Here is a 23,911-nt window from a genome sequence, read left to right on the forward strand (position 1 = left end):
GGCCTTAGCCGTGGCGGATCGCAGAGACAAGTTTGCGCGCGGCGGCCTTCGCCAGCTCGGGCCAATTGGCAGGGACGCCGGGCCTCAGGCAGGTCAGGCGGCGGCGTTCGCGCACTGCTTCCATCCAGTCGCGCTTGTAGCCATCATCGCCGGTGCCGAAGTCGACCAGATCGACCTTGTCGTGATCGATCACCTGCGCGAACAGCGCCGCCGATAGCGTGGTGCCGGGCGAGAGCGACTTCGCGCTCTCGCGGTGGGCCAGCTTGTGAATGTAGGCCGTGCCGTTCTCGACGGTCCAGAACTGCGCGGCGACCGGATGGCCCTCGGCCCGCGCAAGGCCGAAGCGCATCCGCCCCGCCGCGGCTTCCTCCATCGCGAACCGCTTGAGCAGCTCTGGGTCGCCTTCCTCGGGCTTCCAGCTGTCGGCATAGATGTCTTCGTAGGCGGCCCAGTCCTGAGCGTCGAATTCCTGCGAAAGCGTGACCTCGACCTTGCGGCCCTTGCGTTTGAGCGTAGTGCGCAGTTGGCCGGGGCGCTGGGCCAGATAGTCGGCATAGCTGCGCCCGTTCAGGGCGAGCACATGGTTTACATCGCAGTGTTCGTCGAACACGCTACACCCGGCCTCGCGGAAGGCAGTGGCGAGCAAGGCAGCGGTGCCGTCTTCCACGCTCAGCTTGTCGAAGACGACGCGGCGGCTGCGACGGGAAAGATCGTAGGCCAACGCACGCAAAAGGCCCGCGTCAGGTGCAATGCCCGTGTGGAGCGGTGCCCAGGTGAACGCATACCAGTTCGTGAGCGAAACGAGGCTTCTGTTGCGCTTTTCCAACGGCAGGCATACGCGTGCGTCACCGTCGCTGGCACAGGCAAGATAGGGCTGCGTGCCCGCCTCTTCCAGCAGCGCAAACCAGCGCGGCCGGGCAAAAGGGCCTGCTTCGGCCAAGCCTTGGGCTTGCAGATCGTTAAGACTGGCGTGATAGCTGATCGCAGTCACAGCGAAGAAGTCCCCATCCTTTGAAGCAGCCTGCAAACCTGTTCGAACCCGATCCAGCGCCGTGGCCGCTCGACCATCTCGCGCTGCGCGGGAGTGACGATAGCGCGGCTCTGGTGCTGAAGCACGAAGTCCTTAGCTGGAAGGACTTAAGAAGCCGTGTGGGGACGCTGGCGGGGTGGCTGAAGGCGCGGGTGCACCATCCGGGCGCGCGGGTGGCGAGCTGGGCAGGCAAGGGCGAGCTGACCTGCCTGATGCCGCTTGCCGCCGCGCGGGCGGGGCTGGTGCATGTACCGATCAACCCGCTGCTTAAACGCGCTCAGGTCGCGCATATCCTTGCCGATTGCGGTGCGAGCCTGTTGCTTGGCAACAAGGCGCGGCTGTCGCTGCTCGAAGATGGTGACCTTCCGAAAGGTTGCGAGGCGCTGGATGATCTTTTCGCGCTTGCAGAGGCACAGGACGCCGAGGCTTTGCCGCCCAGTGAGGCCGATCCCGATAGCCTTGCGGCCATTCTTTACACTTCTGGATCGACCGGGCGGCCCAAGGGTGTGATGCTCAGCCATACCAACATGTGGCTCGGCGCGGTGAGCGTCGCGCACTATCTCGAAATGGCGGCGGACGACGTAACGCTCGCCGTGTTGCCGCTGAGCTTCGACTATGGCCAGAACCAGCTGCTCTCTACATGGTACGCCGGTGGCAGCGTGGTCCCGCTCGACTACCTCACCCCGCGCGATGTGGTGAAGGCCTGCGCGCGCCAAGGGGTGACGACGCTGGCGGCAGTCCCACCCTTGTGGCTGCAACTGATCGAGCAGGATTGGCCTGCCGAAGCCGTGGCCTCGATGCGCAGGCTCACCAACTCGGGCGGGGCGCTTACCGAGGATATGGTGCGGGCGCTACGCCGCCTGTTCCCGGAGGCGCGGCTGTTCCCGATGTATGGGCTCACCGAGGCTTTCCGCTCGACCTATCTCGATCCCGCTATGGTCGACGAACACCCGACCTCGATGGGCCGCGCCATTCCTTTCGCCGAGATCCTGGTGGTCGACGATAAGGGCGAAGTGGCGAGCGAGGGAGAGCTGGTCCACTGCGGGCCGCTGGTCACGCAAGGGTACTGGGACGACCCCGAACGCACCTCCGAAGGCTTCAAGCCGGCGCCGAAAGCCTCGCTTTACGGCGGCATGGCGGTGTTTTCGGGCGACACGGTGCGGCGTGACGAGCTAGGCCTGCTGCATTTCGTCGGCCGGACCGATGCCATGATCAAGAGCGCGGGCAACCGCATCAGCCCGCAGGAGATCGAGGAAGCGGCCATCGCCACGGGCCTTGCCAGCGAGGCCGTCGCCTTCGGGGTGAGCGACGAACGGCTCGGACAAGTGATCCATCTGGTGGTGCGCGGTAATGGCGACGATGAGGCCTTGCGCGCCGCGCTTCGGGCCGACCTGCCAAATTTCATGCAGCCTGCGGTGATCCGCTGGGTCGAGGCCATGCCTCTGAATCCCAATGGAAAGATTGACCGCGCTGCGCTCGCGAAGGATCAATCATGAAGCCGCTCGGCCCCATTCCGGCAGACTATACCGCCATCAATGGCGAACTCGCGATTGGCGGGCGCAAAGCCTCGTCGCTGGTGAAGGAGGCGCGGCGCACGCCGCTGTTTGTCTATTCGCGCGATATTATCGAGGCGCGGGTTGCAGGTTTACGGGCGGCCATGCCAGACCAGCTCGCCATTCACTATGCCATGAAGGCCAACCCCTATCCGCCCCTGCTGGAGCATATCGCCGAGCTGGTCGACGGGCTCGACATCGCTTCGGGCGGCGAGCTGGAGATTGCGCGCAAGGCGGGATACCTCCCGCGCGAAATCAGCTTCGCCGGCCCGGGCAAGCGTGACGCGGAACTCAAAGCCGCGATCACCACCGGGGTGACGCTAAACTGCGAAAGCGAAGGCGAAATTTCGCGCGCGCTGGCGATGGGCAAGGCGCTGTCTGTGAAGCCTCGATTGGCGATCCGGGTCAATCCGGGGTTCGAGATGCGCGGCTCGGGTATGAAGATGGGAGGCGGGGCTAAACCGTTCGGAATCGATGAGGAACAGGTGCCCGCGCTTGCCCGAAGGATCGTCGACGAAGGCGCGGACTGGCGCGGCTTTCACATCTATACCGGCAGTCAGGCGCTTGACGCTTCGGCCATTATCGAGACGCAGGCCAATGTCATCGCTCTGGCCGCAAAGCTGGGCGATCAAGCAGGCGTCGCGGTGCCGCACCTAAATATGGGTGGAGGTTTCGGCATCCCCTATTTCGACAAGGATAGCCCGCTCGATGTGGCGGCTATCGGCTCCGCATTGGGGGCACAATTGGTTCAACTTCCCGAACGGCTGCGCGAGACGAAGTTCGCTATCGAGCTGGGCCGTTATCTGGTGGGTGAGGCCGGGGTCTATCTGACCAGGATCGTCGACCGCAAGGTGAGCCATGGCACGACCTATCTCGTCACCGATGGCGGTCTGCATCATCAGCTTGCCGCCTCGGGCAATTTCGGCGCGGTGGTGCGGCGCAACTATCCGCTCGCCATTGCCAGCAAGTTCGATGCGCCGGGCGAGGAAGAGGCGAGCGTCGTCGGGTGCCTGTGCACCCCGCTTGACCGTCTCGCCGACAATGCCTTGCTGGCCCATGCCGAAGTGGGCGATCTGGTCGCGGTGTTCTGCGCCGGGGCCTATGGCGCCAGCGCCAGCCCGGCGACATTTCTGGGGCAGGGGCCGGCTGCCGAAGTGCTGGTCTGACGGGCTCTTTACCGCCCTGCAACAAGTCGTCCCTTTTTGGGACGGAGTGAGATAAAGCCCGCTATTCCTGCGGGTTCAGGCGCAAAACTAACGCAATGTTCACCCTTTTTGGTGAGAAGCGACCGCGGATCCACGGGCTTTGCCGCTGCATCGGGGTTGTCTCCGTTGCGCTGCTGGCTCGACCACGTGAAGGACTATCGATGCGAATGACCCAAATCGCCCGTCTTTGTCTCGCCGGGGCGGCCATGGCGCTGACGCTGGGCGGATGCGCTACGAACAGCGCTCCGCAGCTGCAACCGGCGCGGTTCGTGGCCATGCAGGAAGGCCCGGGCGAGGAATATGTCATTGGTCCGCTTGATGAATTGACCATTCACGTATGGCGCAACGACGAACTTGGCGCCTCGGTGCAGGTGCGGCCCGACGGGCGCATCAGCACGCCGCTGGTCGAGGATATGCCCGCCGTGGGCAAGACGCCGACCATGCTCGCCGAAGACATCCGCCTGCAGCTCTCGCAATACATCGAGGAGCCGCTGGTTACCGTCATTGTCAACAAGTTTGCGGGCACGTTCAGCCAGCAGGTCCGCATCGTCGGCGCGACCGAGAAGCCTGCCTCGCTGCCCTACCGCGCGAATATGACCCTGCTCGACGCGATGATCGCGGTGGGGGGCTTGAGCGAATTTGCCGCCGGTAACCGGGCCAAACTGATCCGCTTCGACCGCGAAACCGGCAGCCAAGCAGAATATTCGTTGCGCCTGTCCGATCTGCTGCGCAAAGGCGATAGCGATGCCAACGTGATGCTGATGCCAGGCGATGTCATCATCATCCCGGAAAGCATGTTCTGAACCGGAGGCGGGGGGCTTGAATCACCTTCTGGAAGAAGCGCGGGCGGCGCTTTGGGCGGTGTGGAACCGCCGCTGGCTGGCGTTGGGCATTGCCTGGGCGATATGCCTGCTGGGCTGGCTGGCAGTGGCGCTGATCCCCAATTCCTACGAAAGCGAGACCCGCATCTTCATCCAGCTCGACGATGTGCTGGCGGAGCAGATCGGCATCGGCTCGGCTAGCCGCGCGCGCGATATCGACCGCATTCGCCAGACGCTGGTCAGCTCGGTTAACCTCGAGAAGGTCGTGCGCGCCACCCGGCTTGGCGATGCCGTCACCACCCCGGCGGAGATGGAGACCGCGACCACCAAGCTGGGCAAGGAAATTGCGGTCGAAAGCCAGGGCGAGAATATCTTCGAGATTACCGTCACCATCGGCCGCAGCGACTTTTCCGACCGCGAGAACGCGGAGCTGGCGCAAACCGTGGCGCAGCGGATGATCGATATTTTCCGCGAGGAAAATCTCGGCGGCGCGCGCGATGAGATGCAGCAGTCGATTGCCTTTCTGAACGAGCAACTCGCCGAACGCGAGGCCGAGTTGGCAAAGGCGGAACAGGAGCGTCTGGCGTTCGAAGCCGCCAATCCCGATCTTGTGGGAGGCTCTGCCGCGATTGCCTCGCAGATGAGCGCTGCGCGCAACGAACTGCGCAGCGTCGAGGCCGACCTAGCCGCTGCCCAGAGCGCGCTCGCCGCGCTGCGAGGCCAGCTTGCCAGCACGCCGCGCACCATCGTCACCGCCAATTCGGGCGGGCCGCAGGCGGCCCTGGCACAGGCCGAGGCGAACCTCGCCGCCTTGCAGGCGCGTGGACTCACCCCCGAACACCCCGACCTGATGGCCGCGCAGCGCACGGTGGAGAATCTGCGCGCGACCGTCCAGCGCAACGGCGGCGCGGGCGGCGGCGGAACGCTGAACCCCGCTTTCACCTCGCTACAGTCGATGCTGGTCGAGCGGGAAGCCAATGTGCAGGCGCTGACCTCGCGCGCCGCGGCGCTGCGCTCCGAAATCGCTTCGATCAACAGCAGCCTCGCGCGCGAGCCGGGTGCGACTGCCGAAGCCCAGCGCATCAGCCGTGACTACGACGTGCTGCGCAAGCGCTATGACGACCTGCTCAACGACCGCGAACAGCTGCGTCTGCGCGGCGATGTCGAGAGTGAGAACAGCGCGATCAAGTTCGAAGTAATCGACCCGCCAGGCACCCCGCGCAAGCCAGCCGCGCCCAATCGTCCGCTGTTGCTGCTCGGCGTGTTGATCGTGGGGCTGGGGGCCGGGGCGGCGACCGCCTTTGCGCTGTCGAAGCTCGGTTCAACCTTCGCCACGGCCAGCCAACTCGAACGCGAGATCGGTCTGCCCGTGATCGGCACGGTATCGCACGTGTTCACCCCGGCGGGCCGCGCTTTGCGGGCCAGGCGTTTGAAGTATTTCGCTGTCGGTGTTGGCGGGCTAGGGCTGCTGTTTGTAATTCTGATGGGCCTCGAATTTGTCCAGCGCGGGCTGATGGCATGAGGAAGCGGGCATGACCGACCAGAGCAAGATCACCGGCCCGGGCCGCTCGCTGTTCGACCGCGACGAGGACGTGTGGGGGGCGGACGACCTGCGCGCCGCACCCGTGCCAAGCGAGCTTGTGCGCCCGGTGAACCGGCAGGCCCCGAAGCGCGCCGAGCGTCCGGTCTCCGCACCGCAGCCGCGCGCTCCCCAGCGCACGACAGAAGCTGATGCAGCCGTTCCCGTGACTGAAGACAAGGCGCCGCTGCGCCGGTCAGGCCACATCGAGCCGATCGACCGCGAGCAGTTGCAGCGCGCCGGTCTGATTCAGCCCGAAGGCCAGGTGACGGGCCTCCTTGAAGAATTCCGCATCGTGAAACGGCAGGTGTTGAATTCAGTGCGCAAGGCGCGCGAGGCAGGCAAGGGCGCGCGGGCGCAGCGGGTGCTGGTGTGTTCGCCGTTGCCTGCCGAGGGCAAGACCTTCTGCGCCGCCAACCTCGCGCTTGCCATGGCGGCGGAGAAGGACAGCGAAGTGCTGCTGGTCGATGCCGACTTTGCCAAGCCTTCGATCCTGTCGACGCTCGGCCTGTCGAGCAGCCTTGGCCTGATGGACGTGCTGGCCAATCCCGATGTCCATCTCGAAGACTGCATCATCGAAACCGACATTGCCGGTCTGCTGGTGCTTCCCGCAGGCAACCAGACCAATTCCGACAGCGAATTTCTGGCCAGCGCCCGCACCGCGCAAATTCTCGATCGGCTGACGGCGGGTGAGCCGAACCGGATCGTGATTTTCGATTCGCCCCCAGCGCTGGCGGCTTCTCCGGCGGCAGAGCTTGCCCGCCACGTGGGCCAGGCCATCGTCGTCACCCGTGCCGACCGCACCGGGCAAAGCGCGTTGGAAGATGCGCTGACGCTGCTTTCGGCCTGCCCCGATATCAAGTTGTTGCTTAACGCGGCGCACTTCAGCCCCAGCGGCCGCCGCTTCGGCACCTATTATGGGCAGGAGGAATGATGGCCATGCGCCGCTTCCGGCACTCTGCCGCGCTCGCTGCCACAATGGCCGCCTGTTTCGCCGCGCCCGCGCTGGCGCAGGACGATGACGCGCCCGGAGAGCGTCGCAGCCGCCTGGATGTCACGCCTTACATCGAGGCAGCGCAGGTCGTCACCGCCGAGCTTCAGCCCGGCTCCGACGTGTTCACCTACACCCGGCTTGCCGCCGGTGTGGACGCCGCGATTTCGGGGCGCAATTCCGCCGCGTCGGTGTCGCTGCGCTACGAACGCTCTATCGGTTGGGATGACGATGTCGCCGACTTCGATACCCTGACCGGCGTCGCGCGCGGATCGCTCGCGCTGGTGCCGCAGACCCTCACGCTCGAAGCGGGCGGCCTGGCGGCGCGAACACGGATCGATCGCAACGGCGCGACCTCGATCGGCGGCTTTGGCGCCAATTCGGATTCAACCACGCAGATCTACTCGGTCTACGCCGGACCCAGTCTGCAAACGCAGGTGGGCGATGTCGAAGTTACCGGAACCTACCTGGTCGGCTACTCGCGGGTCGAATCGCCCGATCTCGTGCCGGCCTCGTCGACCGGCGGACTGGTCGATGTGTTCGACGAAAGTGTGAGCCAGGCAGCCTCTGTGCGCGCAGGAATTGCACCCGATATGGTTCTACCTGTGGGCCTGGGAGTGGGCGCGGGCTGGAACCGGCAGGACATCTCCAACCTCGACCAGCGGATCGACGACCGCCATGTGCGCGGCGACATCACTGTGCCGGTAACGCGCGAGATCGCGCTGATCGGCGGCGTGGGGTATGAGGACGTGGAAGTTTCGAGCCGCGACGCCTTGCGCGACAGTGACGGCGACCCGGTGATCGGCCCCGATGGCCGCTTCATCACGGATGAGAGCCAGCCGCGCCAGATCGCCTATGAAGCCGAGGGCCTGATCTGGGACGTGGGCGTGATGTGGCGACCGAGCCGCCGCACCAGCCTGACCGCCACCGTGGGCCGCCGCTACGATTCGACCACCTATTACGGCTCGCTGTCCTATGCGCCCAGCGCGAACAGCTCGTTCAGTGTCTCGGTTTACGACGACATCACCGGCTTCGGCGGGCAACTCGCCAATTCTTTAAACGGGCTGAGCACCAATTTCGAGGCGATCCGCAATCCGGTCACAGGCGATCTCGGTGGCTGTGTTGGCGGCGTGGAAGGCGAGAACTGCACGCTGGCCGGGCTCGGCTCGCTGCGCTCGGCGATTTACCGGCGCCGCGGGGTGAGCGCCACCTTCTCGCGCGTGATGGGGCGTACTCAGCTTGGCCTCGGCGTGGGCTACGAGCGGCGCAAATATATCGCGGCGGCGGGCACGGTGCTGGCCCCACTCGACGGAATTACCGATGAGAACTACTGGGTCTCGGCCTATGCCGGCCGCCAGCTTGACCGCCAGTCGAGCCTCAACTTCAACGCTTCGGCGTCATGGTTCGAAACCGGACTCGATAACGCTGGCAGCACGCTCGGTTACAGCGCAAGCGTTTCGTACTATAGAACGATCATTGCAGGTCTGAGCGGCACGGCAGCCGTTGGCCTCGACGGCATTACGCGTGAAAGCCTGCCGGACTACACCTCTGCATCGGCCCTGCTCGGCCTGCGCTATTCCTTCTGACGGACTACGGGAGTTCACAGATGCACGACCAATTCTACGGCTTCACCGCGAAGCCCTTCCAGCTGACCCCCGATCCGGATTTCTATTTCCGCAGCGCCACGCATCGCAAGGCGCTGTCGTACCTCGGATATGGCCTCGCGCAGGGGGAGGGGTTCATCGTCATCACCGGCGAAATCGGCGCAGGCAAGTCGACGCTGGTCGCGCACACGATCCGCAGCCTCGATGCCAATCAGGTGACGGTCGCGCAGGTTGTCACCAGCCACCTCGATGGCGAGGAGATCGTCCACGTCGTCGCGCGCGCGTTCGGCCTGTCGGTGGCCGGGCATGACAAGGCCACCGCTCTGGGTGAGATCGAGGCCTTCCTGCACGATGAGGCGCGCGCTGGTCGGCGCTGCCTGCTGGTGGTGGACGAATCGCAGAATCTGTCGGTCTCGGCGCTGGAAGAGCTGCGGATGCTGTCGAACTTCCAGCTTGGCAGCCACCCGCTGCTGCAGGTGCTGCTGCTCGGCCAGCCCGAATTTCGCGCCACCTTGCGGAACGAGCCCGCGCTCGAACAGCTGCGTCAGCGCATCATCGCGGCCCATCACCTCGAACCCATGCAGGCCGAGGAGGTGGAGCCCTATGTCCTGCACCGCCTCGAAAAGGCAGGCTGGCAGGGCAACCCGCAGTTCGCCGATGGCGTGTTCGACGAACTTTACGAGGCCAGCGGCGGCATTCCGCGCAAGGTCAACCAGATCGTCAACCGCGTGCTGATGCTTGGTTCGCTTGACCGGATCGAGCTGATCGACGTCGAGTTGCTCGATCAGGTTCTTGCCGAAATGGCGGCAGAGCGCGCGCATCTTGCACCGGTCGATGGGGAACAGCGGAGCAGCCAGCCTGTCACGCAGCCGCAGCAGGCTCCTACTGCCGAGCGGGCCGCGCCTTCCGCAATCGACCCGCAACTGATCGACGATCTGCTGGCCGAGCGCGACGTGCGCATTGCCGAACTCGGACAAGCGCTCGACGAACTGGCGGCCAAGGCCGAGAAAGCTCCCGCGAGCGAATCCGATCAGGAAACCATCCGCGAGCAGATCGAAGAGCTGCAACATGCGGTGCTCGATCTTTCGGGCCAGGCGGAAGAGAGTGTGAAACGGCTGCTCGCGCCTGAGATCGAGGCGATGCGGGCCGAGATGTCGAAGCTGGAAGCGCGCACTTTCGAGCAGGAACGCACCATCCGCCAGACGCTCTCGATGCTGATCGAGTGGATCGAGGCGGAGATGGATTCGAGCAAGGCCGCCTGAGCGGCGACCTGAACGGCGACAAGGGGGCAGGGCAAGGTGAACGCGATTGCACCACATCAGGGGCGGCCCGCTCTCACAAGCGTGGTCAACGCCCTGTCGGTCGATGTCGAGGACTGGTTCCAGGTCGGCGCCTTCGAAAAAGTGATCGAGCGCGATACCTGGCCCTCGCTGGAGGACCGGGTGGAGCGCAATGTCGAGGCGATCCTTGCCATGTTCGATGCGGCGCAGGTCAAGGCCACCTTCTTCACGCTTGGCTGGGTGGCCGAACGCCACAAGCGGCTGATCCGGCGCATCGTCGAGGAAGGCCATGAAATCGCCAGCCACGGATGGGATCACGCCCGTGTGTTCACGCTCACACGCGAACAGTTTGCGCAGGACCTTGCCCGCGCGCGCGGCGTGCTCGAAGATGCGGGCGGAACCGCGGTAAACGGTTATCGCGCCCCGAGTTTCTCCATCGACAAGCGCAATCCGTGGGCGTTCGAGGTGTTGGCCGAGCAGGGCTATACCTATTCCTCCAGCGTGGCCCCGGTGGCGCACGATCACTATGGCTGGCCAGAGGCTCCGCGCTTTGCGTTCCGCCCATTGGCCGATGCCGATCTGATCGAGCTGCCGGTCACCACCGCCATGCTTGGAGACAGGCGCATTGCCGCGGGCGGCGGCGGGTTTTTCCGGGTGCTGCCATATGGGTTCAGCCGCTGGGCGATCCGGCAGGTGAATGGCCGCGAGGGGCGACCGGCGATCTTCTATTTCCACCCCTGGGAGGTGGACCCCGATCAACCCCGCGTGGCCGATGCGCCGCTGCGCTCGCGCTTTCGTCACTACACCAATCTCGGCCGGATGGCGGGCAAGCTCACCCGCGTGGTGAGCGAGTTTGCCTGGGACCGTGTGGACACGGTCGTCGCGCGAGAGGCTGCCGCGCTGGACGCGGCGACATGAACGCGCCCTTCGCCGTGGCAGCAGAAACAGTGCGTCTCGCCGAGCTATCGCAGCCCGACGAACTTACCCGCATCGAGGCATTTGTGGCGCTGCACAGCGGCACTGTCTTTCATCGCCCACGGTGGCTCCACGCGGTAGAGGACGGCACCGGGCAGAGGGCGCTGGGCCTGATTGCCGAGCGTGGCGGAGACCTGACCGGCTGGATGCCGCTAACCGAATTGCACTCGCCGATCTTCGGGCGCACGCTGGCTTCGGCCGGGTTTGCCGTGGGTGGCGGCGCGCTGGCCGTGGAAGAGCGCACGGCCCAGCGGTTGATCGCGGCAGTCGAGGAACTGGCGCAGCGGCTTTCGTGCTCAAGCGTGGAACTGCGCGGTGGTCCGGCGCGGGCGGGCTGGGACTTGCTCACAGAGCGCTATTGCGGGTTCGTGATGCCGCTGGCGGACAGCGACGAAGCGCAGCTTGCCGCAATCCCGCGCAAGCAGCGCGCCGAAGTGCGCAAGAGCCTCAACGCAGAGCTGGAAGTGACTATCGGCCGCGACGAAAGCGAGCGGGCGGCGCACTATGCCGTCTATGCCGAAAGTGTGCGCAATCTGGGCACGCCGGTATTCCCACGCAGTCTGTTCGACGCCGTGCTGGATGCCATCGATGCCGATATCCTCACGGTGCGCCATCAGGGCGTGCCGGTGTCGTCGGTTATGTCGTTCTATCACGGTGACGCGGTGATGCCTTACTGGGGCGGGGGCACCTATGCCGCGCGCCGCCTGCGTAGTAACGACCGGATGTATTACGAGCTGATGTGCCATGCCCGCCACAAGGGCTGCACACATTTCGACTTCGGCCGCAGCAAGACGGGCACCGGCCCCTATGCCTACAAGAAGACCTGGGGCTTCGAACCTGAGCCGCTGACCTATGCCGAATGGACCGTGCCCGGCTGCGAGGCGCGCGATGCCGATCCGCTCAGCCCGCAGCACCAGTCGCGCATCGCGATGTGGAAGCAGTTGCCGCTGGGCGTAGCGAACCGGCTCGGCCCCGTGATCGCGCGGGGGCTGGGGTGATGGCGGGAGAGATTCTGTTTCTCGCGCACCGAACGCCCTTTCCGCCCGATCGCGGCGACAAGATCCGTTCGCACAACGTGCTGAAGGCGCTGGCCGAGCTTGCTCCGGTGCATGTCGGCTGCTTGGCCGAAACCGATGCCGATATGGCCGAAGAAAAGGCCTTGGCCGGCATAGCGGCGAGCTATTGTATGCCGCGCCGGACAAAGCCGCTGCCGGTTGCCGGGGTGGAAGCGCTGTTGGCAGGCTCTCCGATCAGCCTGTCGGCCTTCGCCGACAAGAAGCTGCATCGCTGGGTCCACGAGACGCTTGCCACCCGCCCAATCGCCGCGATCTACGTCTTCTCGGGCCAGATGGGGCAATATGTGCCGCAAGGCTGGCGGGGGCGTTTGGTGGTCGATTTCGTCGATGTCGATTCGGCCAAGTTCGAGGCTTATGCTGCGAAGAGTGGTTGGCCGATGCGCTGGGTCCATACTCGCGAGGGGCGACTGCTAAGCGAGGTCGAAGCGAAGCTTGCGACGCGCGCCGACTGCTCGCTGTTGGTCAGCGAGGAAGAGGCTGCCCTGATGCGCGCGCGATGCCCCGGCGTGCCAAATATCGGCGCGCTGCGTAACGGGATCGACTGCGCGGCCTACGATCCGGCCAAGATCCGCCCTCATCCTGAGTTGGCGAGCGCCGCCCGCCCTCATTTCGTGTTCTCGGGGCAGATGGACTATGCTCCCAATGTCGAGGCGGTCGAACGGTTTGCCCGGCAGATCATGCCTGCGATTATCGCGCGTCAGCCAAAGGCGCAGTTCCACATCGTTGGCCGTGCGCCCACGCCAGCGGTGCGCAGGCTGGCGGGTGAGCCGGGCACCAAGGTGTGGGGCGAAGTGCCCGACGTGCGCCCGTTTCTCGCTGCGGCGAGCATGGTAGTCGCGCCGCTAACCATCGCGCGCGGGGTGCAGAACAAGGTGCTCGAAGCCATGGCCATGGCCAGGCCCGTGCTTGCCTCGCCCGAGGCGCTTGTGGGGATCGATGGCGAGCCCGGCGAACACTTCCTGCGCTGCGGGAGCGATGCCGAGTTCGTCGCCCGGGCCAGCACATTAGCTCAGGATGCCGCGCGGGCCGAGGCGATCGGAAAAGCGGCGCGCCAACTGGTGCTCGACCGCATGAGCTGGCCGGCGATGATGGCACCGCTGGCTGACATTGTCGGGCTTGGAGAGGGGGCGGCCTGTCGCGATGCGGCCTGAGGTCATGTCCCCGACGCGCGCTCCGCTGACCGAGAGTATCGCGCCGCAGTGGCGGGTGCCGTTGTTGCAGCTGTCGCTTGGCTGGGCGGCGATGCTCGCGCTGTTTGCGGGCGACTGGGCAGCTATGGCGGCCCACTGGTGGAACACGTCCACCTATAACCATATCCTGCTGATCCCGGCGATCATCGCCTGGCTGGTATGGCAGCGGCTGCCTGAACTTGCCCGCCTGACCCCGCGCGCGTGGTGGCCGGGTTTGGTGGCGCTCGGCGGGGCCTTGCTGGTCTGGTTGCTTGGCAACATTTCCGGGCTGGCCACCGCCAGCCAGCTCGGCGCGGTGGCGATGCTGCCCGCCAGCGTGCTGGCACTGCTCGGCCCGCGCGTTTCCTATGCGCTGCTGTTCCCGCTGTTTTACAGCGGCTTTCTCGTCCCAATTGGCGAGGAACTGGTGCCCGTGCTGCAGATGATCACGGCGGATATCACCATCGCGCTCACCCACTTATCGGGCATTCCGGCCGAGATCGAAGGGGTGTTCATCGATACGCCGGTGGGTCTGTTCGAGGTGGCGGAGGCCTGCTCGGGTGTGAAGTTTCTCGTCGCGATGGTGGCGCTCGGCGCGCTGATCGCCAACCAGTGCTTCCGCTCGGTCTGGCGGCGGATGGCGTTCATGGCGGCCTGCGTGATCGTGCCGATCCTCGCCAACGGCGTGCGCGCGTGGGGCACGATCTACATCGCGCAGTTCCAGGGCATCGAATTCGCTGCCGGGTTCGACCATGTGTTCTACGGCTGGATATTCTTTGCCGTGGTGATGGCGATACTGATCGGCGCGGGCTGGCGCTTCTTCGACCGCGGCATGGACGAGCCTGCGATCTATCTCGCTGACATCGAAGGCGCGCGTTGGATCGCGCCGCTAGAACGGTTCATTGCACCGGGCTGGGCTGTGCTTGCGGGTATCGCCGCGCTCGCCTTGACAACCACTGCATGGGCATCTGCGGCACGCGCAGTCGAAGCTCCGCTGCCGCAAGCTATCGCGCTGCCGCAGGTGGCAGGCTGGGAGCAGGTGCCGACCGAGCAGGCGTGGCCGTGGCGGCCCCATGCTCCGGGTGCTGACCGGCGTCTGTTCGGCTCCTATCGCAGCGAGAGCGGCCAGCGGGTCGACGTGTTCCTCGCCTTTTACGGCGCGCAGGAAGAGGGGCGCGAGGCCGGCGCCTATGGCGAGGGCGCGCAGCCGCCCGGCACCGAGTGGCGCTGGCTGGGTGAGGCTCATTCCATCAAGGGCGGTAAGGGCGAACAGTTGCAGGCCGTGGGTCTTCACCCAAGGCTGGCCATGACCTGGTATCGCCATGGCGACTGGACGGGCAGTAGCCGCCTTGAGCTCAAAGCGCTGACAATGCGCGACCGCCTGCTGTTCACCGCCCGCCCGACTGCGACGATGATCGTTTCGGCAGAAGGCAGCGGAGATGCGGCAGAGGCCGTTATTTCCGACTTTATCGGCGCTATCGGCCCGTCCGGCAAATGGATGGACCGGATCGTCGGGCTCGACTAGGCGAGGCGCACATGTGCGGGATCGCTGGCATATTCCACTGTGGCACGATCAAGCCGGTGGACCCCGCTAGGGTCGAACGAATGTGCGACGTGCTTGCCCATCGCGGGCCGGACGGATCGGGCGTGTGGACCGCGCCGGGTGTTGCGCTGGGCCATCGGCGGCTTTCGATTATCGACATCGAAGGCTCACCGCAACCGATGCTCACGCCCGATGAACGCGTGGCCATCGTCTTCAACGGCGAGATCTACAACTACCGTGAGCTGCGCCGCGATCTGATCGCGCTTGGCGAGCAGTTCCGCACCGATGGCGATACCGAGGTGATCCTCGCAGCCTGGCGGCGCTGGGGGCCGGACTGCGTGCGGCGGCTCGACGGGATGTTTGCCTTCGCGATTTACGATAACGGCGAGCGCACGCTGTTCCTTGCGCGTGACCGCTTCGGGGTGAAGCCGCTGTTTCTTGCGTATCTGGCCGATGGATCGCTGGCCTTTGCTTCAGAACTGAAAGGCCTGCTCGCGCACCCGCTGCTGCGGCGTGACGTCGATCCGCTCGCGATCGAGGACTACATGACCTGGGGCTATGTTCCCGATCACCGCTCGATCCTCAAGGGCGTGGAAAAGCTGCCCGCCGCGCATACCCTGCTGCTGCGCCACAACAGCGCGGTGCCTGAGCCGCAGCGCTATTGGGACATCTCCTTCGCCGACCGCCACAAGGGCAGTGAGCGCGATCTGGAGGCCGAACTGCTGCACCGGCTGAAGCTGGGCGTCTCCTCACGTATGGTTGCCGACGTGCCGCTGGGCGCCTTTCTCTCGGGCGGTGTCGACAGCTCGACCGTGGTGGCGATGATGGCGGAGGAGGCGCGCGAACCGGTGCGCACCTGCTCGATCGGGTTCGACGTCGCCAGCGCCGACGAAACGAGCTACGCCGAGCGCGTGGCTGAGCTGTTCGGAACCAGCCACGCCGCCCGCACGGTCAGCGCTGACCAGTTCGATTCCATCGACGCCGTCGCCGGCATGTTCGACGAACCCTTCGCCGATGCCTCCGCGCTGCCGACCTGGCGCGTGTGCCAGCTCGCACGCGAAAGCGTGACCGTGGCGCTCTCGGGCGACGGGGCGGACGAGGCGCTCGCGGGCTATCGCCGGCAGGTGTTCCACGCGCACGAGGAACGGGTGCGCAGCCTGATCCCGCAGGCGCTGCGCGAGAAGGCGCTCGCGCCATTAGGCGAAGCCTGGCCCAAGGCGGACTGGCTGCCACGCCCTTTGCGGTTCAAGTCGACCTTGCATTCGCTTTCGGGAACGGGGCCGCAAGGCTATGCGCGCGGGCTCTCCGTAACGCCGCCAGAAGTGCGGCTCGGCCTCTATTCCGATGCGCTCGCACGGCAGATCGGAGACTATCGCGGCGAAACGGCGCTGATCGAGCGGATGGCAAGCGCGCCCGCCCGCTCGGGCCTCGATGCGGCGCAATATGCGGACCTCACGTTCTGGCTACCCGGCGACATTCTCACGAAGGTCGACCGCACCTCGATGGCGGTGAGCCTCGAAGCGCGCGAGCCGCTGCTCGATCACCATCTGGTGGAGTTCTGCGCGCGGCTGCCCGAGGGGATGCGGGTGAAGGGCGGGCAGGGCAAATGGCTGCTGAAAAAGGCGATGGAGCGCTATCTGCCCAAGGACATTCTCTATCGCCCCAAGCAGGGGTTTGTGACCCCGATTGCCGAGTGGTTCCGCGGACCGCTGGCAGACAAGGCGCGCGGCATTTCGCGCGGATCGGCGCTGGCTCGGACGGACTGGTTCGATAATGCGCGGCTGTCTGCCGTGGCCGAGGACCACATCGCGGGGCGGAGCGACCACGGTCGGCTCTTGTGGCAACTGGTGATGCTGGATCGCTCGCTGGCCCGCTTGGGGATCAGCGTCTAGTCACCTTCGCCGTGGCCGAGCGCCATATATTCGCTGCTCTGCATCTCGTTGAGGCGGCTCACCGTGCGTTCGAACTCGAAAGCCCCGTCGCCCGACGGATAGAGGTCATCAGGCGCGCAAGCGGCGGTGGCGAACAGCTTCACCCGGTGCTCGTAAAGCGCGTCGATCAGCGTCACGAAGCGTGCCGCCTCGTTGCGCATATGCGCCCCCATCTGCGGAATGCCGACCAGGATCACGGTGTGATAGGCCCGCGCAATGGCGAGATAATCGGGCGCGCCGCGCGCTTCGCCGCACAGCCGCTTGAAGCTGAACACCGCCACGCCCTTCAGGCTCTTGGGCACGTGCAGCGTGCGCCCGCCGCCCACATCGAGTTCGGCGCTGGGAACATGCTCGGCATCTTCGGGCGCGAAGTCGGTCAGGCGGAAGAACGCCTCGCGCACTTTCGCCGTGGCCTCGTCGCCCAGCGGGTAATGCCAGGTGTCGAGCCCGCCAATGCGCTGCATCCGGTAGTCGGTCGGCCCGTCGAGCGGGAGCACGTCCAGCTCATCCTCGATCAGCGTGATGAACGGAACGAACAGATCGCGGTTGATGCCATCCTTGTAAAGATCGCGCGGGGGGCGGTTACTTGTCGTAACCACGGCAATTGAATGCTCGTGGATCAGCGCGGTGAACAGCCGGCTCATGATCATCGCATCGGCCGAATTGGTGACCACCATCTCGTCGAAGGCAAGCACGCGCAGCCCCTCGGCGATCTCGCGCGCGATCACCGGGATCGGGTCGCCGCTCTCGCTCTTCCGGGCATCGCGCAGGCGGGCGTGAACCTCCTGCATGAAGGCATGAAAATGTACGCGCCGCTTTTCGGGGATGGCGAGGTTTTCGTGGAACAGATCCATCAGCATGGACTTGCCGCGTCCCACGCCGCCCCACATGTAAACGCCCTGCGGCCGCACCTTCTTGCGGCCGAACAACTGACCGAGCAGACCGCCCGTCTCGTCGGCCTCAAGTTCGCGCTGGAGCCGGTCGAGCCGTTCGGCCGCGCGGCGCTGGTCGGGGTCGGGGCGGAGCTGGCCGTCGGTAACGAGCCGCTCGTAGCGTGCGAGTACGCTCATCGCGAAGCCTTTATTGCGCGGAAACTTTGCGCAGGATCGAGGACCACGAACCGAGGATTGCCCCGTCCTGCTCGACGGTGCCGCGCACGAACACCATCTTGCCCGTCTCGCGGATCACTTCGACCGTGGCGTCGAGCGGCTGACCCGGATCGGCGGCGCCCACGAAGTGATTGGTCAGCTCGATGGTGACACCGCCAGGAAAGGCGCCGTCGGTCAGTTCGGTAGCACCAGCGAAACCGGCAATGTCGATAAGGCCAAGAATTACCCCGCCATGGACGACACCGTACTGGTTCTTGTGCCGCTCCTCGGGAATCATCCGCAGCCGGGCCACCTGCGGGCTATCCCGCCGGATCAGCAGCGTGCCGATAACGGCGCGGTTGTAATGCTCGGCCTTGCCGAAAGCCGCGTCGATCCACCCCGGATAGTCCGGATGCTCGCGCCGCGCGGGCAGTTCGTTCACATTGGCCAAGGTTTAGATGTGCCTTTCGGCCATCATCTTCTTGGTTTCGGCAATCGCCTTGGCGGGCGAGAGGCCCTTGGGGCATACGTTCGCGCAGTTCATGATCGTGTGGCAACGATAGAGCCGGAACGGGTCTTCCAGCGCATCGAGCCGCTCACCAGTCATCTCGTCGCGGCTGTCGGCCAGCCAGCGGTAAGCCTGAAGAAGGATCGCCGGGCCGAGGAACTTGTCGGAATTCCACCAGTAGCTCGGGCACGAGGTCGAGCAGCAGGCGCACAGGATGCATTCGTAAAGCCCGTCAAGCTTCTCGCGCTGTTCGGGCGACTGCAACCGCTCCTTGCCCGAGGGCGTAGTGCTGACGGTCTGCAACCAGGGGCGGATACTGGCATATTGCGCGTAGAAGTGGGTGAAGTCGGGGACCAGATCCTTGATCACCTCCATGTGCGGCAGCGGCGTGATGCGGATTTCGCCGGACAGGTCTTCAATCGCGGTGGTGCAGGCGAGGCCGTTCTTCCCGTTCATGTTCATCGAGCACGAACCGCAAATCCCCTCGCGGCAGGAGCGGCGGAAGGTCAGCGTGGGATCGACCTCATTCTTGATCTTGAACAGCGCATCCAGCACCATCGGGCCGCAGTCGTCCAGGTCGATCTCGAACGTGTCATAACGCGGGTTCTGGCCGCTGTCGGGATCGTAACGGTAAATCTTGAAGGACTTCACACGGTTCGCGCCTTCGGCCTTATGGACATTGCCCTTGCCGGAAATCTTGGAGTTCTTGGGGAGGGTGAAGGTCGCCATGAGATCGGTCCTGTATGAATTTGGTCCCTATCTAGCCGCCTGACGCGTTGGCGCAAGGTGTGCAGGCGCAGCAGAGCGGGGAATTTCGCCCTCAGGCGCGGTTTTGGAGGAGAAAACGCCTATGGCCATCGGCAAGGCAGCAGTGTTCGGAGCAAGCGGCGGCATCGGCAGCGCGCTGGTGGCTGATCTGGCTGCGCGCGGTGTGGACGTTCTTGCCGGCTCGCGTAGCGGCGAGGGGCCGCCGCTTGAAGGCGTGCGACGGTTCGCCTGCGATATCGACGACGAGGACAGCATCGCCGATGCGGTGGCAGACTGGTCTAACGATCCACCCGACCTGGTGGTGGTGGCAACAGGCGTGCTGACACTGCCTGATGGGACCGGGCCGGAGCGAAGCTACAAGTCGCTGGATCCGGCGGCGATGGCGGAGGTCTTGCGGGTCAACACGATCGGTCCGGCGCTGGTGGCAAAACATGTGCTGCCGCTGTTCCCGCGCGATCGGCGCAGTGTGTTTGCGGCGCTATCGGCGCGGGTCGGGTCGATTTCCGACAACCGGATCGGCGGGTGGCATTCCTACCGCGCGAGCAAGGCCGCGCTCAACATGCTGGTGGCGAACTTCGCCATCGAGATGGGCCGCACCCATCCCGAAGCCGTAGTCGTCGCGCTGCATCCGGGGACCGTCGACACGCGCCTGTCGTCTCCTTTTCAGAGCAACCTGCCGGAGGGGCAACTGACCGCGCCTGATGCGGCAAGCGCCAACCTGCTCTCGGTTATCGAAGGGCTAAGCCCGGCAGATAGCGGCGGCCTGTTCGACTGGCGCGGCCTTCGTATCAAGCCTTGATGGCGATTGGTGATGGAGAAATAACCTGCTAAACCAGGCGCTTGGCGGTGCGAGGGGGCGACGATGGGGGTACGGTCCTGGTACGATGCGCATGTGCTTCCGCGCGTTATCGCGATGGGGTGCAGCAGCGACGATGTGAGGCAGTTACGGCGCGAGGTGGTGCCGCTGGCGCGCGGCGCGGTGTTCGAACTGGGCTGCGGTGGCGGCTTCAACCAGCAGCTTTACGATCCCGCCGCGATTACCAGCTTTGCCGGGATCGACCCCAATGCCAGCCTTCTCGATGCCGCACGGGCGAGAGCGCAGGCGGCAGGCATACCCGCCGATATCCGCGCCGGTGTGGGCGAGAACATTCCCTTCGCCGATGGCGCTTTCGATGCGGTGGTGTGCACTTACACCCTATGTTCGGTGCGAGATCCAGCGCGGGTTCTGGCAGAAATGCGGCGGGTTTTGAAACCCGGCGGACGCCTGCTTTACCTGGAACATGGCGGCGCGCCCGATGCGGACGTGGCCCGCTGGCAGCGCCGGATAGAGCCAGTGTGGAAGCGGCTTGCAGGCAATTGCCACCTCACCCGCGAGATCGGCGGGGCGATCCGTGCCGCCGGGTTCGAGGTCGAGCCACTGGGGCAGGAGTATTTCGCCAAGGCCCCGCGCTGGGCGGGATGGATGGAGTGGGGCGCGGCCCGTCGCGCCGGAGCCTGAGAGCGGACAGCCCATGACAAACGGGCCGCCTGTCCGAAGACAAGCGGCCCGCCCATATTGCTATGATGCGGCGATCAGTTGCCGAAGGTGCGCTGCCACCATCCGCCGCGCTTGGGCTGATCTTCGCCGCTTTCGGCATTTGCTTCGCTGTCTTCGGCGGCCGGAGCTTCAGGCGTCGGCGCTTCCTCAACGGGCGCAGTGTCCTGAGCAGGCTCGGCTGCTTCGGGTTCAGCCGGGGCGGGGGTCGCATCTGCCTCGGGCTTGGCCTCGATCGCCTCCTCGGGTGCGGGTTCGGCAACCTTTTTGGCGCGCGAGCGACGCTTCGGCTTCGGAGCCTCTTCACCCTCTGCGGCCGGGGCAGCTTCGGTATCCGCCTTCTTGGCACGCGAGCGACGCTTGGGCTTGGGAGCCTCCTCGGCAGGCGCTTCGCTCTCGGCTTCGGCTTCGGGCTTGGGCTCCGCCTTCTTGGCGCGCGAGCGACGCTTGGGCTTGGGCGCTTCTTCTTCGGCCGGTGCAGCAGCTTCGCCTTCAGCTTTTTCTGCTTCAGGTTCGGGCGTCTTAGCTACTTCCGGTGCGGGAGTGTCTTCCTTCGCTTCCTTGGTATCGGCAGCTTGGGGCTCGGCATCCTTAGCGGAGCTGTCATCCCCATCGGAGCTTGCATCGTCTTCGCCTTCCGCACCGTTCTCGTCACGGCGGCGGTTGCGACCACGGCCACCCCGGCGGCGACGGCGGCGCGGCTTGTCTTCGCCGTCCTCGTCGTTGTCGCTTTCGGTATTGTCGCCCTGGGAATTGTCGGAAGCGTCGTCGTCCGACCCTTCTTCGCCATCGTCATCCGAACCGTCGTTATCACCATCTTCGGTGCGGTTCTTGTTTCGGCCACGACCGCCACGGCGACGGCGGCGACGCTTCGAGCGACGCTGATCGGCGTCGTCGCCGTCATCGCTCTCGTCCTCGTTGCCCTCGTCCTCGTCGTCGACGGTGTCGTCATCGTCGTCTTCATCGACAATCTGCTCGAACTTTGGCGTCTCAGTCGGGCGCGGACCGGATGAGGTGACACGCATCTTAGCGCCTTCGTCCTCACCCTCGGGCTGAACTTCCACGGTCACACCATAGAGCTTCTCGATCTCGGCGAGATCGGCGCGCTTGGAGTTGAGCAGGTAGATCGAGGCCTCGGTCGAGGCATAGAGGGTGATGAGCGTGCCCTTGCCCTTGGCCGCTTCGTCCTCGATCAGACGCAGCGCCGAGAGGCCCGCCGAGCTGGCAGTGCGAACAAGGCCGGTGCCGTCGCAGTGCGGACACTCGCGCGTGGTCGCCTCGAGCACGCCGGTGCGCAGGCGCTGGCGGCTCATCTCCATCAGGCCGAAGCCAGAAATGCGCCCGACCTGAATGCGCGCCCGGTCGTTCTTGAGCGCGTCCTTCATCGCTTTCTCGACTTTGCGCACGTTCGAGCCGTGCTCCATGTCGATGAAGTCGATCACCACCAGGCCTGCCATGTCGCGGAGGCGCAGCTGGCGCGCGATTTCGCGCGCGGCTTCAAGGTTGGTGTGCAGCGCCGTCTGCTCAATGCCGTGTTCCTTGGTGGAGCGGCCCGAGTTGATGTCGATCGAGACCAGCGCCTCTGTCGGGTTGATGATCAGGTAGCCGCCCGATTTAAGCTGCACCATCGGATCGTACATCGCCGAAAGCTGGTCTTCCGCGCCATAGCGCTGGAACAGCGGCACCGGATCGGAATAGTGCTTCACCCGCCGGGCGTGGCTGGGCATCAGCAGCTTCATGAAGTTGCGCGCGGCCTTGTAGCCGGCCTCACCCTCGACCACGACCTCTTCGATCTCGCGGTTGTAGATGTCGCGGATGGCGCGTTTGATCAGGTCGCTGTCCGAATGGATCATCGACGGGGCGGACGACTTCAACGTGTTCTCGCGGATCTCGTCCCACAAGCGGGCGAGGTAGTCGAAGTCGCGCTTGATCTCGGTCTTGGTGCGCGAAAGGCCGGCGGTGCGCACGATCAGGCCCATCGAGCGCGGCAGCGACAGATCGCTGACGATGCTCTTCAGGCGCTTGCGGTCCGAGCCCGACGAAATCTTGCGGCTGATGCCGCCGCCGTGGCTGGAGTTCGGCATAAGCACGCAATAGCGGCCCGCCAGCGAAAGATAGGTGGTGAGGGCAGCGCCCTTGTTGCCGCGCTCTTCCTTGACGACCTGCACCAACAGAACCTGGCGGCGCTGGATAACGTCCTGGATTTTGTAGCGGCGACGCAGCGCCTGGCGCTTGGCGCGGGCTTCGTCGATTTCCTTCGCCCGGCTGCCGCCACCACTACGGCGACCATTGCCCTGACGGCGTGCGCGGCCACGGCCCCGGCCGCGACGCGAGCGCTGCTCGCCGTTGTCGTCTTCGCCGGACTCGCTCTCATCCTGGTCGTCGTCACCGTCGCCGTCGCCGCTGGCATCTTCGCCATCGCTGTCGTCGTCATCGCCGTTTTCGACGTGACCATCCTCGATCGTCGCGACATGCTTCTTTTCGGAGGTGTCGATCTCCTCGACGCCGGGCTCGCCTTCGTCGTCACCATCGTCCTCGTCGAGGTCGACATCGTCGCCGTCTTCCTGCTCGCGCAGCGCAGCTTCTTCTTCGGCCGCGGCCTGTTCTTCGGCCAGCAGCGCGTCACGATCGGACTGCGGGATCTGATAATAGTCGGGATGAATTTCGCTGAACGCCAGGAACCCGTGCCGGTTGCCGCCGAAATCGACGAACGCGGCCTGCAGGCTGGGTTCTACCCGTGTAACCTTGGCGAGATAGATGTTGCCTTTGATCTGCTTGTGTTCGGCAGATTCAAAGTCGAATTCCTCAATGCGATTTCCCTGGAGCACCGCCACCCGAGTTTCTTCCGGGTGGCGCGCATCGATAAGCATGCGCGTAGCCATTGATAAGTCTCCGGACAGCGGGGCGCGAGGAGGCGGTGCCTGCCCGGCTGCGCTGTCCCAATGTGTGAATCCCCGCCGCCAAAGGCGTTATTCCGGTGGCTTGCGGGGGAGATGGACAGATTCCCGAGGCGTTCAGCCCGAAGGAACCGTGATTCGTGTCTGCAGCAATGCCGAGGCGCAGCTTCGTGTTCTGCGCAAAGCCCTGTTCGCCTGCGCGGCAGCACAGAGGCTGCGGCTGGGCGAGGGGACTTATGCTTGGCATTACGACATCAACCTGTAACTGCGGCGGAAAAGGAGGGGAGCCCTAGCTTTCCAGACCCTTGCCGACCAAATGGGCCGGATTGCATTTCGCTAGCATTCGGGGAAAGGCTCGG

The 23,911-nt window shown here is 65.2% G+C and carries 19 protein-coding genes; 14 read left to right on the plus strand and 5 right to left on the minus strand.

The genetic code is table 11. From position 1 onward, the window contains the following. Positions 1–4 precede the first annotated feature (4 nt). Positions 5–991 (minus strand): GNAT family N-acetyltransferase, encoded by a 987-nt coding sequence (locus E0473_RS01620; RefSeq protein WP_137679114.1) that lies wholly within the window; start codon positions 989–991, stop codon positions 5–7. Between the two features lie 20 nt (positions 992–1,011). Here E0473_RS01620 and E0473_RS01625 point away from each other — a divergent pair, with 20 nt between their 5' ends. The 12 genes from E0473_RS01625 (at position 1,012) to E0473_RS01680 (ending at position 16,718) form a co-directional block, all read left to right on the plus strand. Then, positions 1,012–2,526, plus strand: a complete 1,515-nt coding sequence (locus tag E0473_RS01625; protein WP_241657285.1) for an acyl-CoA ligase (AMP-forming), exosortase A system-associated — start codon at positions 1,012–1,014, stop codon at positions 2,524–2,526. Continuing rightward, a complete protein-coding gene (locus E0473_RS01630; protein ID WP_137679115.1) occupies positions 2,523–3,749 on the plus strand; it encodes a pyridoxal-dependent decarboxylase, exosortase A system-associated in 1,227 nt (408 codons plus the stop codon). Before E0473_RS01625 ends, E0473_RS01630 begins: the two co-directional genes overlap by 4 nt. Before the next feature lie 206 nt (positions 3,750–3,955). Beyond that, positions 3,956–4,591, plus strand: coding sequence for an XrtA/PEP-CTERM system exopolysaccharide export protein (locus tag E0473_RS01635; protein ID WP_421721761.1), 636 nt, complete (start codon positions 3,956–3,958; stop codon positions 4,589–4,591). 16 nt (positions 4,592–4,607) lie between these two features. After that, positions 4,608–6,131, plus strand: a complete 1,524-nt coding sequence (locus E0473_RS01640; protein WP_137679117.1) for an XrtA system polysaccharide chain length determinant — start codon at positions 4,608–4,610, stop codon at positions 6,129–6,131. Between the two features lie 10 nt (positions 6,132–6,141). Beyond that, positions 6,142–7,122, plus strand: coding sequence for an AAA family ATPase (locus E0473_RS01645; RefSeq protein ID WP_137679118.1), 981 nt, complete (start codon positions 6,142–6,144; stop codon positions 7,120–7,122). Between the two features lie 5 nt (positions 7,123–7,127). After that, positions 7,128–8,765, plus strand: a complete 1,638-nt coding sequence (locus E0473_RS01650; RefSeq protein WP_137680010.1) for a preprotein translocase subunit YajC — start codon at positions 7,128–7,130, stop codon at positions 8,763–8,765. Positions 8,766–8,785: 20 nt separating this feature from the next. After that, the gene (locus E0473_RS01655) at positions 8,786–10,045 is read left to right on the plus strand and encodes an XrtA/PEP-CTERM system-associated ATPase (protein ID WP_137679119.1); all 1,260 of its coding nucleotides are present in this window, start codon (positions 8,786–8,788) and stop codon (positions 10,043–10,045) included. Positions 10,046–10,126: 81 nt separating this feature from the next. Then, positions 10,127–10,981, plus strand: coding sequence for an XrtA system polysaccharide deacetylase (locus tag E0473_RS01660; RefSeq protein ID WP_137679120.1), 855 nt, complete (start codon positions 10,127–10,129; stop codon positions 10,979–10,981). Next, positions 10,978–12,036 carry a FemAB family XrtA/PEP-CTERM system-associated protein gene (locus tag E0473_RS01665; RefSeq protein WP_137679121.1) on the plus strand — a complete coding sequence of 353 codons (1,059 nt, stop codon included), beginning with the start codon at positions 10,978–10,980 and terminating at the stop codon, positions 12,034–12,036. Before E0473_RS01660 ends, E0473_RS01665 begins: the two co-directional genes overlap by 4 nt. Beyond that, on the plus strand, positions 12,036–13,265 hold the full coding sequence (locus E0473_RS01670) for a TIGR03087 family PEP-CTERM/XrtA system glycosyltransferase (RefSeq protein ID WP_137679122.1): 1,230 nt from the start codon (positions 12,036–12,038) through the stop codon (positions 13,263–13,265). Before E0473_RS01665 ends, E0473_RS01670 begins: the two co-directional genes overlap by 1 nt. Positions 13,266–13,269: 4 nt before the next feature. Then, positions 13,270–14,808 (plus strand): exosortase A, encoded by a 1,539-nt coding sequence (gene xrtA, locus E0473_RS01675; RefSeq protein WP_241657286.1) that lies wholly within the window; start codon positions 13,270–13,272, stop codon positions 14,806–14,808. Between the two features lie 11 nt (positions 14,809–14,819). Beyond that, complete coding sequence (locus tag E0473_RS01680) at positions 14,820–16,718, plus strand: XrtA/PEP-CTERM system amidotransferase (protein ID WP_137679124.1); 1,899 nt, start codon at positions 14,820–14,822, stop codon at positions 16,716–16,718. Here E0473_RS01680 and zapE read toward each other — a convergent pair. The 3 genes from zapE to E0473_RS01695 are packed head-to-tail and all read right to left on the minus strand — an operon-like array spanning position 16,715 to position 19,082. Further along, on the minus strand, positions 16,715–17,827 hold the full coding sequence (gene zapE, locus E0473_RS01685; RefSeq protein WP_137679125.1) for a cell division protein ZapE: 1,113 nt from the start codon (positions 17,825–17,827) through the stop codon (positions 16,715–16,717). The two genes, E0473_RS01680 and zapE, sit on opposite strands and share 4 nt — an antisense overlap. Positions 17,828–17,837: 10 nt before the next feature. Then, complete coding sequence (locus E0473_RS01690; RefSeq protein WP_137679126.1) at positions 17,838–18,287, minus strand: PaaI family thioesterase; 450 nt, start codon at positions 18,285–18,287, stop codon at positions 17,838–17,840. Between the two features lie 12 nt (positions 18,288–18,299). Then, a complete protein-coding gene (locus E0473_RS01695; RefSeq protein WP_137679127.1) occupies positions 18,300–19,082 on the minus strand; it encodes a succinate dehydrogenase iron-sulfur subunit in 783 nt (260 codons plus the stop codon). 121 nt (positions 19,083–19,203) lie between these two features. Between E0473_RS01695 and E0473_RS01700 the strand changes: the two genes are divergently transcribed. Together E0473_RS01700 and E0473_RS01705 are read left to right on the plus strand one after the other, a co-directional pair. After that, the gene (locus tag E0473_RS01700) at positions 19,204–19,920 is read left to right on the plus strand and encodes an SDR family NAD(P)-dependent oxidoreductase (protein WP_170308107.1); all 717 of its coding nucleotides are present in this window, start codon (positions 19,204–19,206) and stop codon (positions 19,918–19,920) included. 63 nt (positions 19,921–19,983) lie between these two features. After that, positions 19,984–20,619, plus strand: a complete 636-nt coding sequence (locus tag E0473_RS01705) for a class I SAM-dependent methyltransferase (protein WP_137679128.1) — start codon at positions 19,984–19,986, stop codon at positions 20,617–20,619. 74 nt (positions 20,620–20,693) lie between these two features. Here E0473_RS01705 and E0473_RS01710 read toward each other — a convergent pair whose 3' ends face one another. Continuing rightward, on the minus strand, positions 20,694–23,537 hold the full coding sequence (locus E0473_RS01710) for an Rne/Rng family ribonuclease (protein WP_137679129.1): 2,844 nt from the start codon (positions 23,535–23,537) through the stop codon (positions 20,694–20,696). Positions 23,538–23,911: the final 374 nt, after the last annotated feature.

The sequence above is a fragment of the Aurantiacibacter suaedae genome (assembly GCF_005434915.1).
In the GTDB taxonomy this organism is placed as follows: Bacteria; Pseudomonadota; Alphaproteobacteria; order Sphingomonadales; family Sphingomonadaceae; genus Alteraurantiacibacter; species Alteraurantiacibacter suaedae.

Bases quoted from the DNA above. Each gene is read 5' to 3' on its own strand.
- E0473_RS01630 (WP_137679115.1), top strand. From the start codon at position 2,523: ATGAAGCCGCTCGGCCCCATTCCGGCAGACTATACCGCCATCAATGGC.
- E0473_RS01635 (WP_421721761.1), top strand. From the start codon at position 3,956: ATGACCCAAATCGCCCGTCTTTGTCTCGCCGGGGCGGCCATGGCGCTG.
- E0473_RS01645 (WP_137679118.1), top strand. From the start codon at position 6,142: ATGACCGACCAGAGCAAGATCACCGGCCCGGGCCGCTCGCTGTTCGAC.
- E0473_RS01650 (WP_137680010.1), top strand. From the start codon at position 7,128: ATGCGCCGCTTCCGGCACTCTGCCGCGCTCGCTGCCACAATGGCCGCC.
- E0473_RS01655 (WP_137679119.1), top strand. From the start codon at position 8,786: ATGCACGACCAATTCTACGGCTTCACCGCGAAGCCCTTCCAGCTGACC.
- E0473_RS01665 (WP_137679121.1), top strand. From the start codon at position 10,978: ATGAACGCGCCCTTCGCCGTGGCAGCAGAAACAGTGCGTCTCGCCGAG.
- E0473_RS01670 (WP_137679122.1), top strand. From the start codon at position 12,036: ATGGCGGGAGAGATTCTGTTTCTCGCGCACCGAACGCCCTTTCCGCCC.
- xrtA (WP_241657286.1), top strand. From the start codon at position 13,270: ATGTCCCCGACGCGCGCTCCGCTGACCGAGAGTATCGCGCCGCAGTGG.
- E0473_RS01680 (WP_137679124.1), top strand. From the start codon at position 14,820: ATGTGCGGGATCGCTGGCATATTCCACTGTGGCACGATCAAGCCGGTG.
- zapE (WP_137679125.1), bottom strand. From the start codon at position 17,827: ATGAGCGTACTCGCACGCTACGAGCGGCTCGTTACCGACGGCCAGCTC.
- E0473_RS01695 (WP_137679127.1), bottom strand. From the start codon at position 19,082: ATGGCGACCTTCACCCTCCCCAAGAACTCCAAGATTTCCGGCAAGGGC.
- E0473_RS01700 (WP_170308107.1), top strand. From the start codon at position 19,204: ATGGCCATCGGCAAGGCAGCAGTGTTCGGAGCAAGCGGCGGCATCGGC.
- E0473_RS01705 (WP_137679128.1), top strand. From the start codon at position 19,984: ATGGGGGTACGGTCCTGGTACGATGCGCATGTGCTTCCGCGCGTTATC.
- E0473_RS01710 (WP_137679129.1), bottom strand. From the start codon at position 23,537: ATGGCTACGCGCATGCTTATCGATGCGCGCCACCCGGAAGAAACTCGG.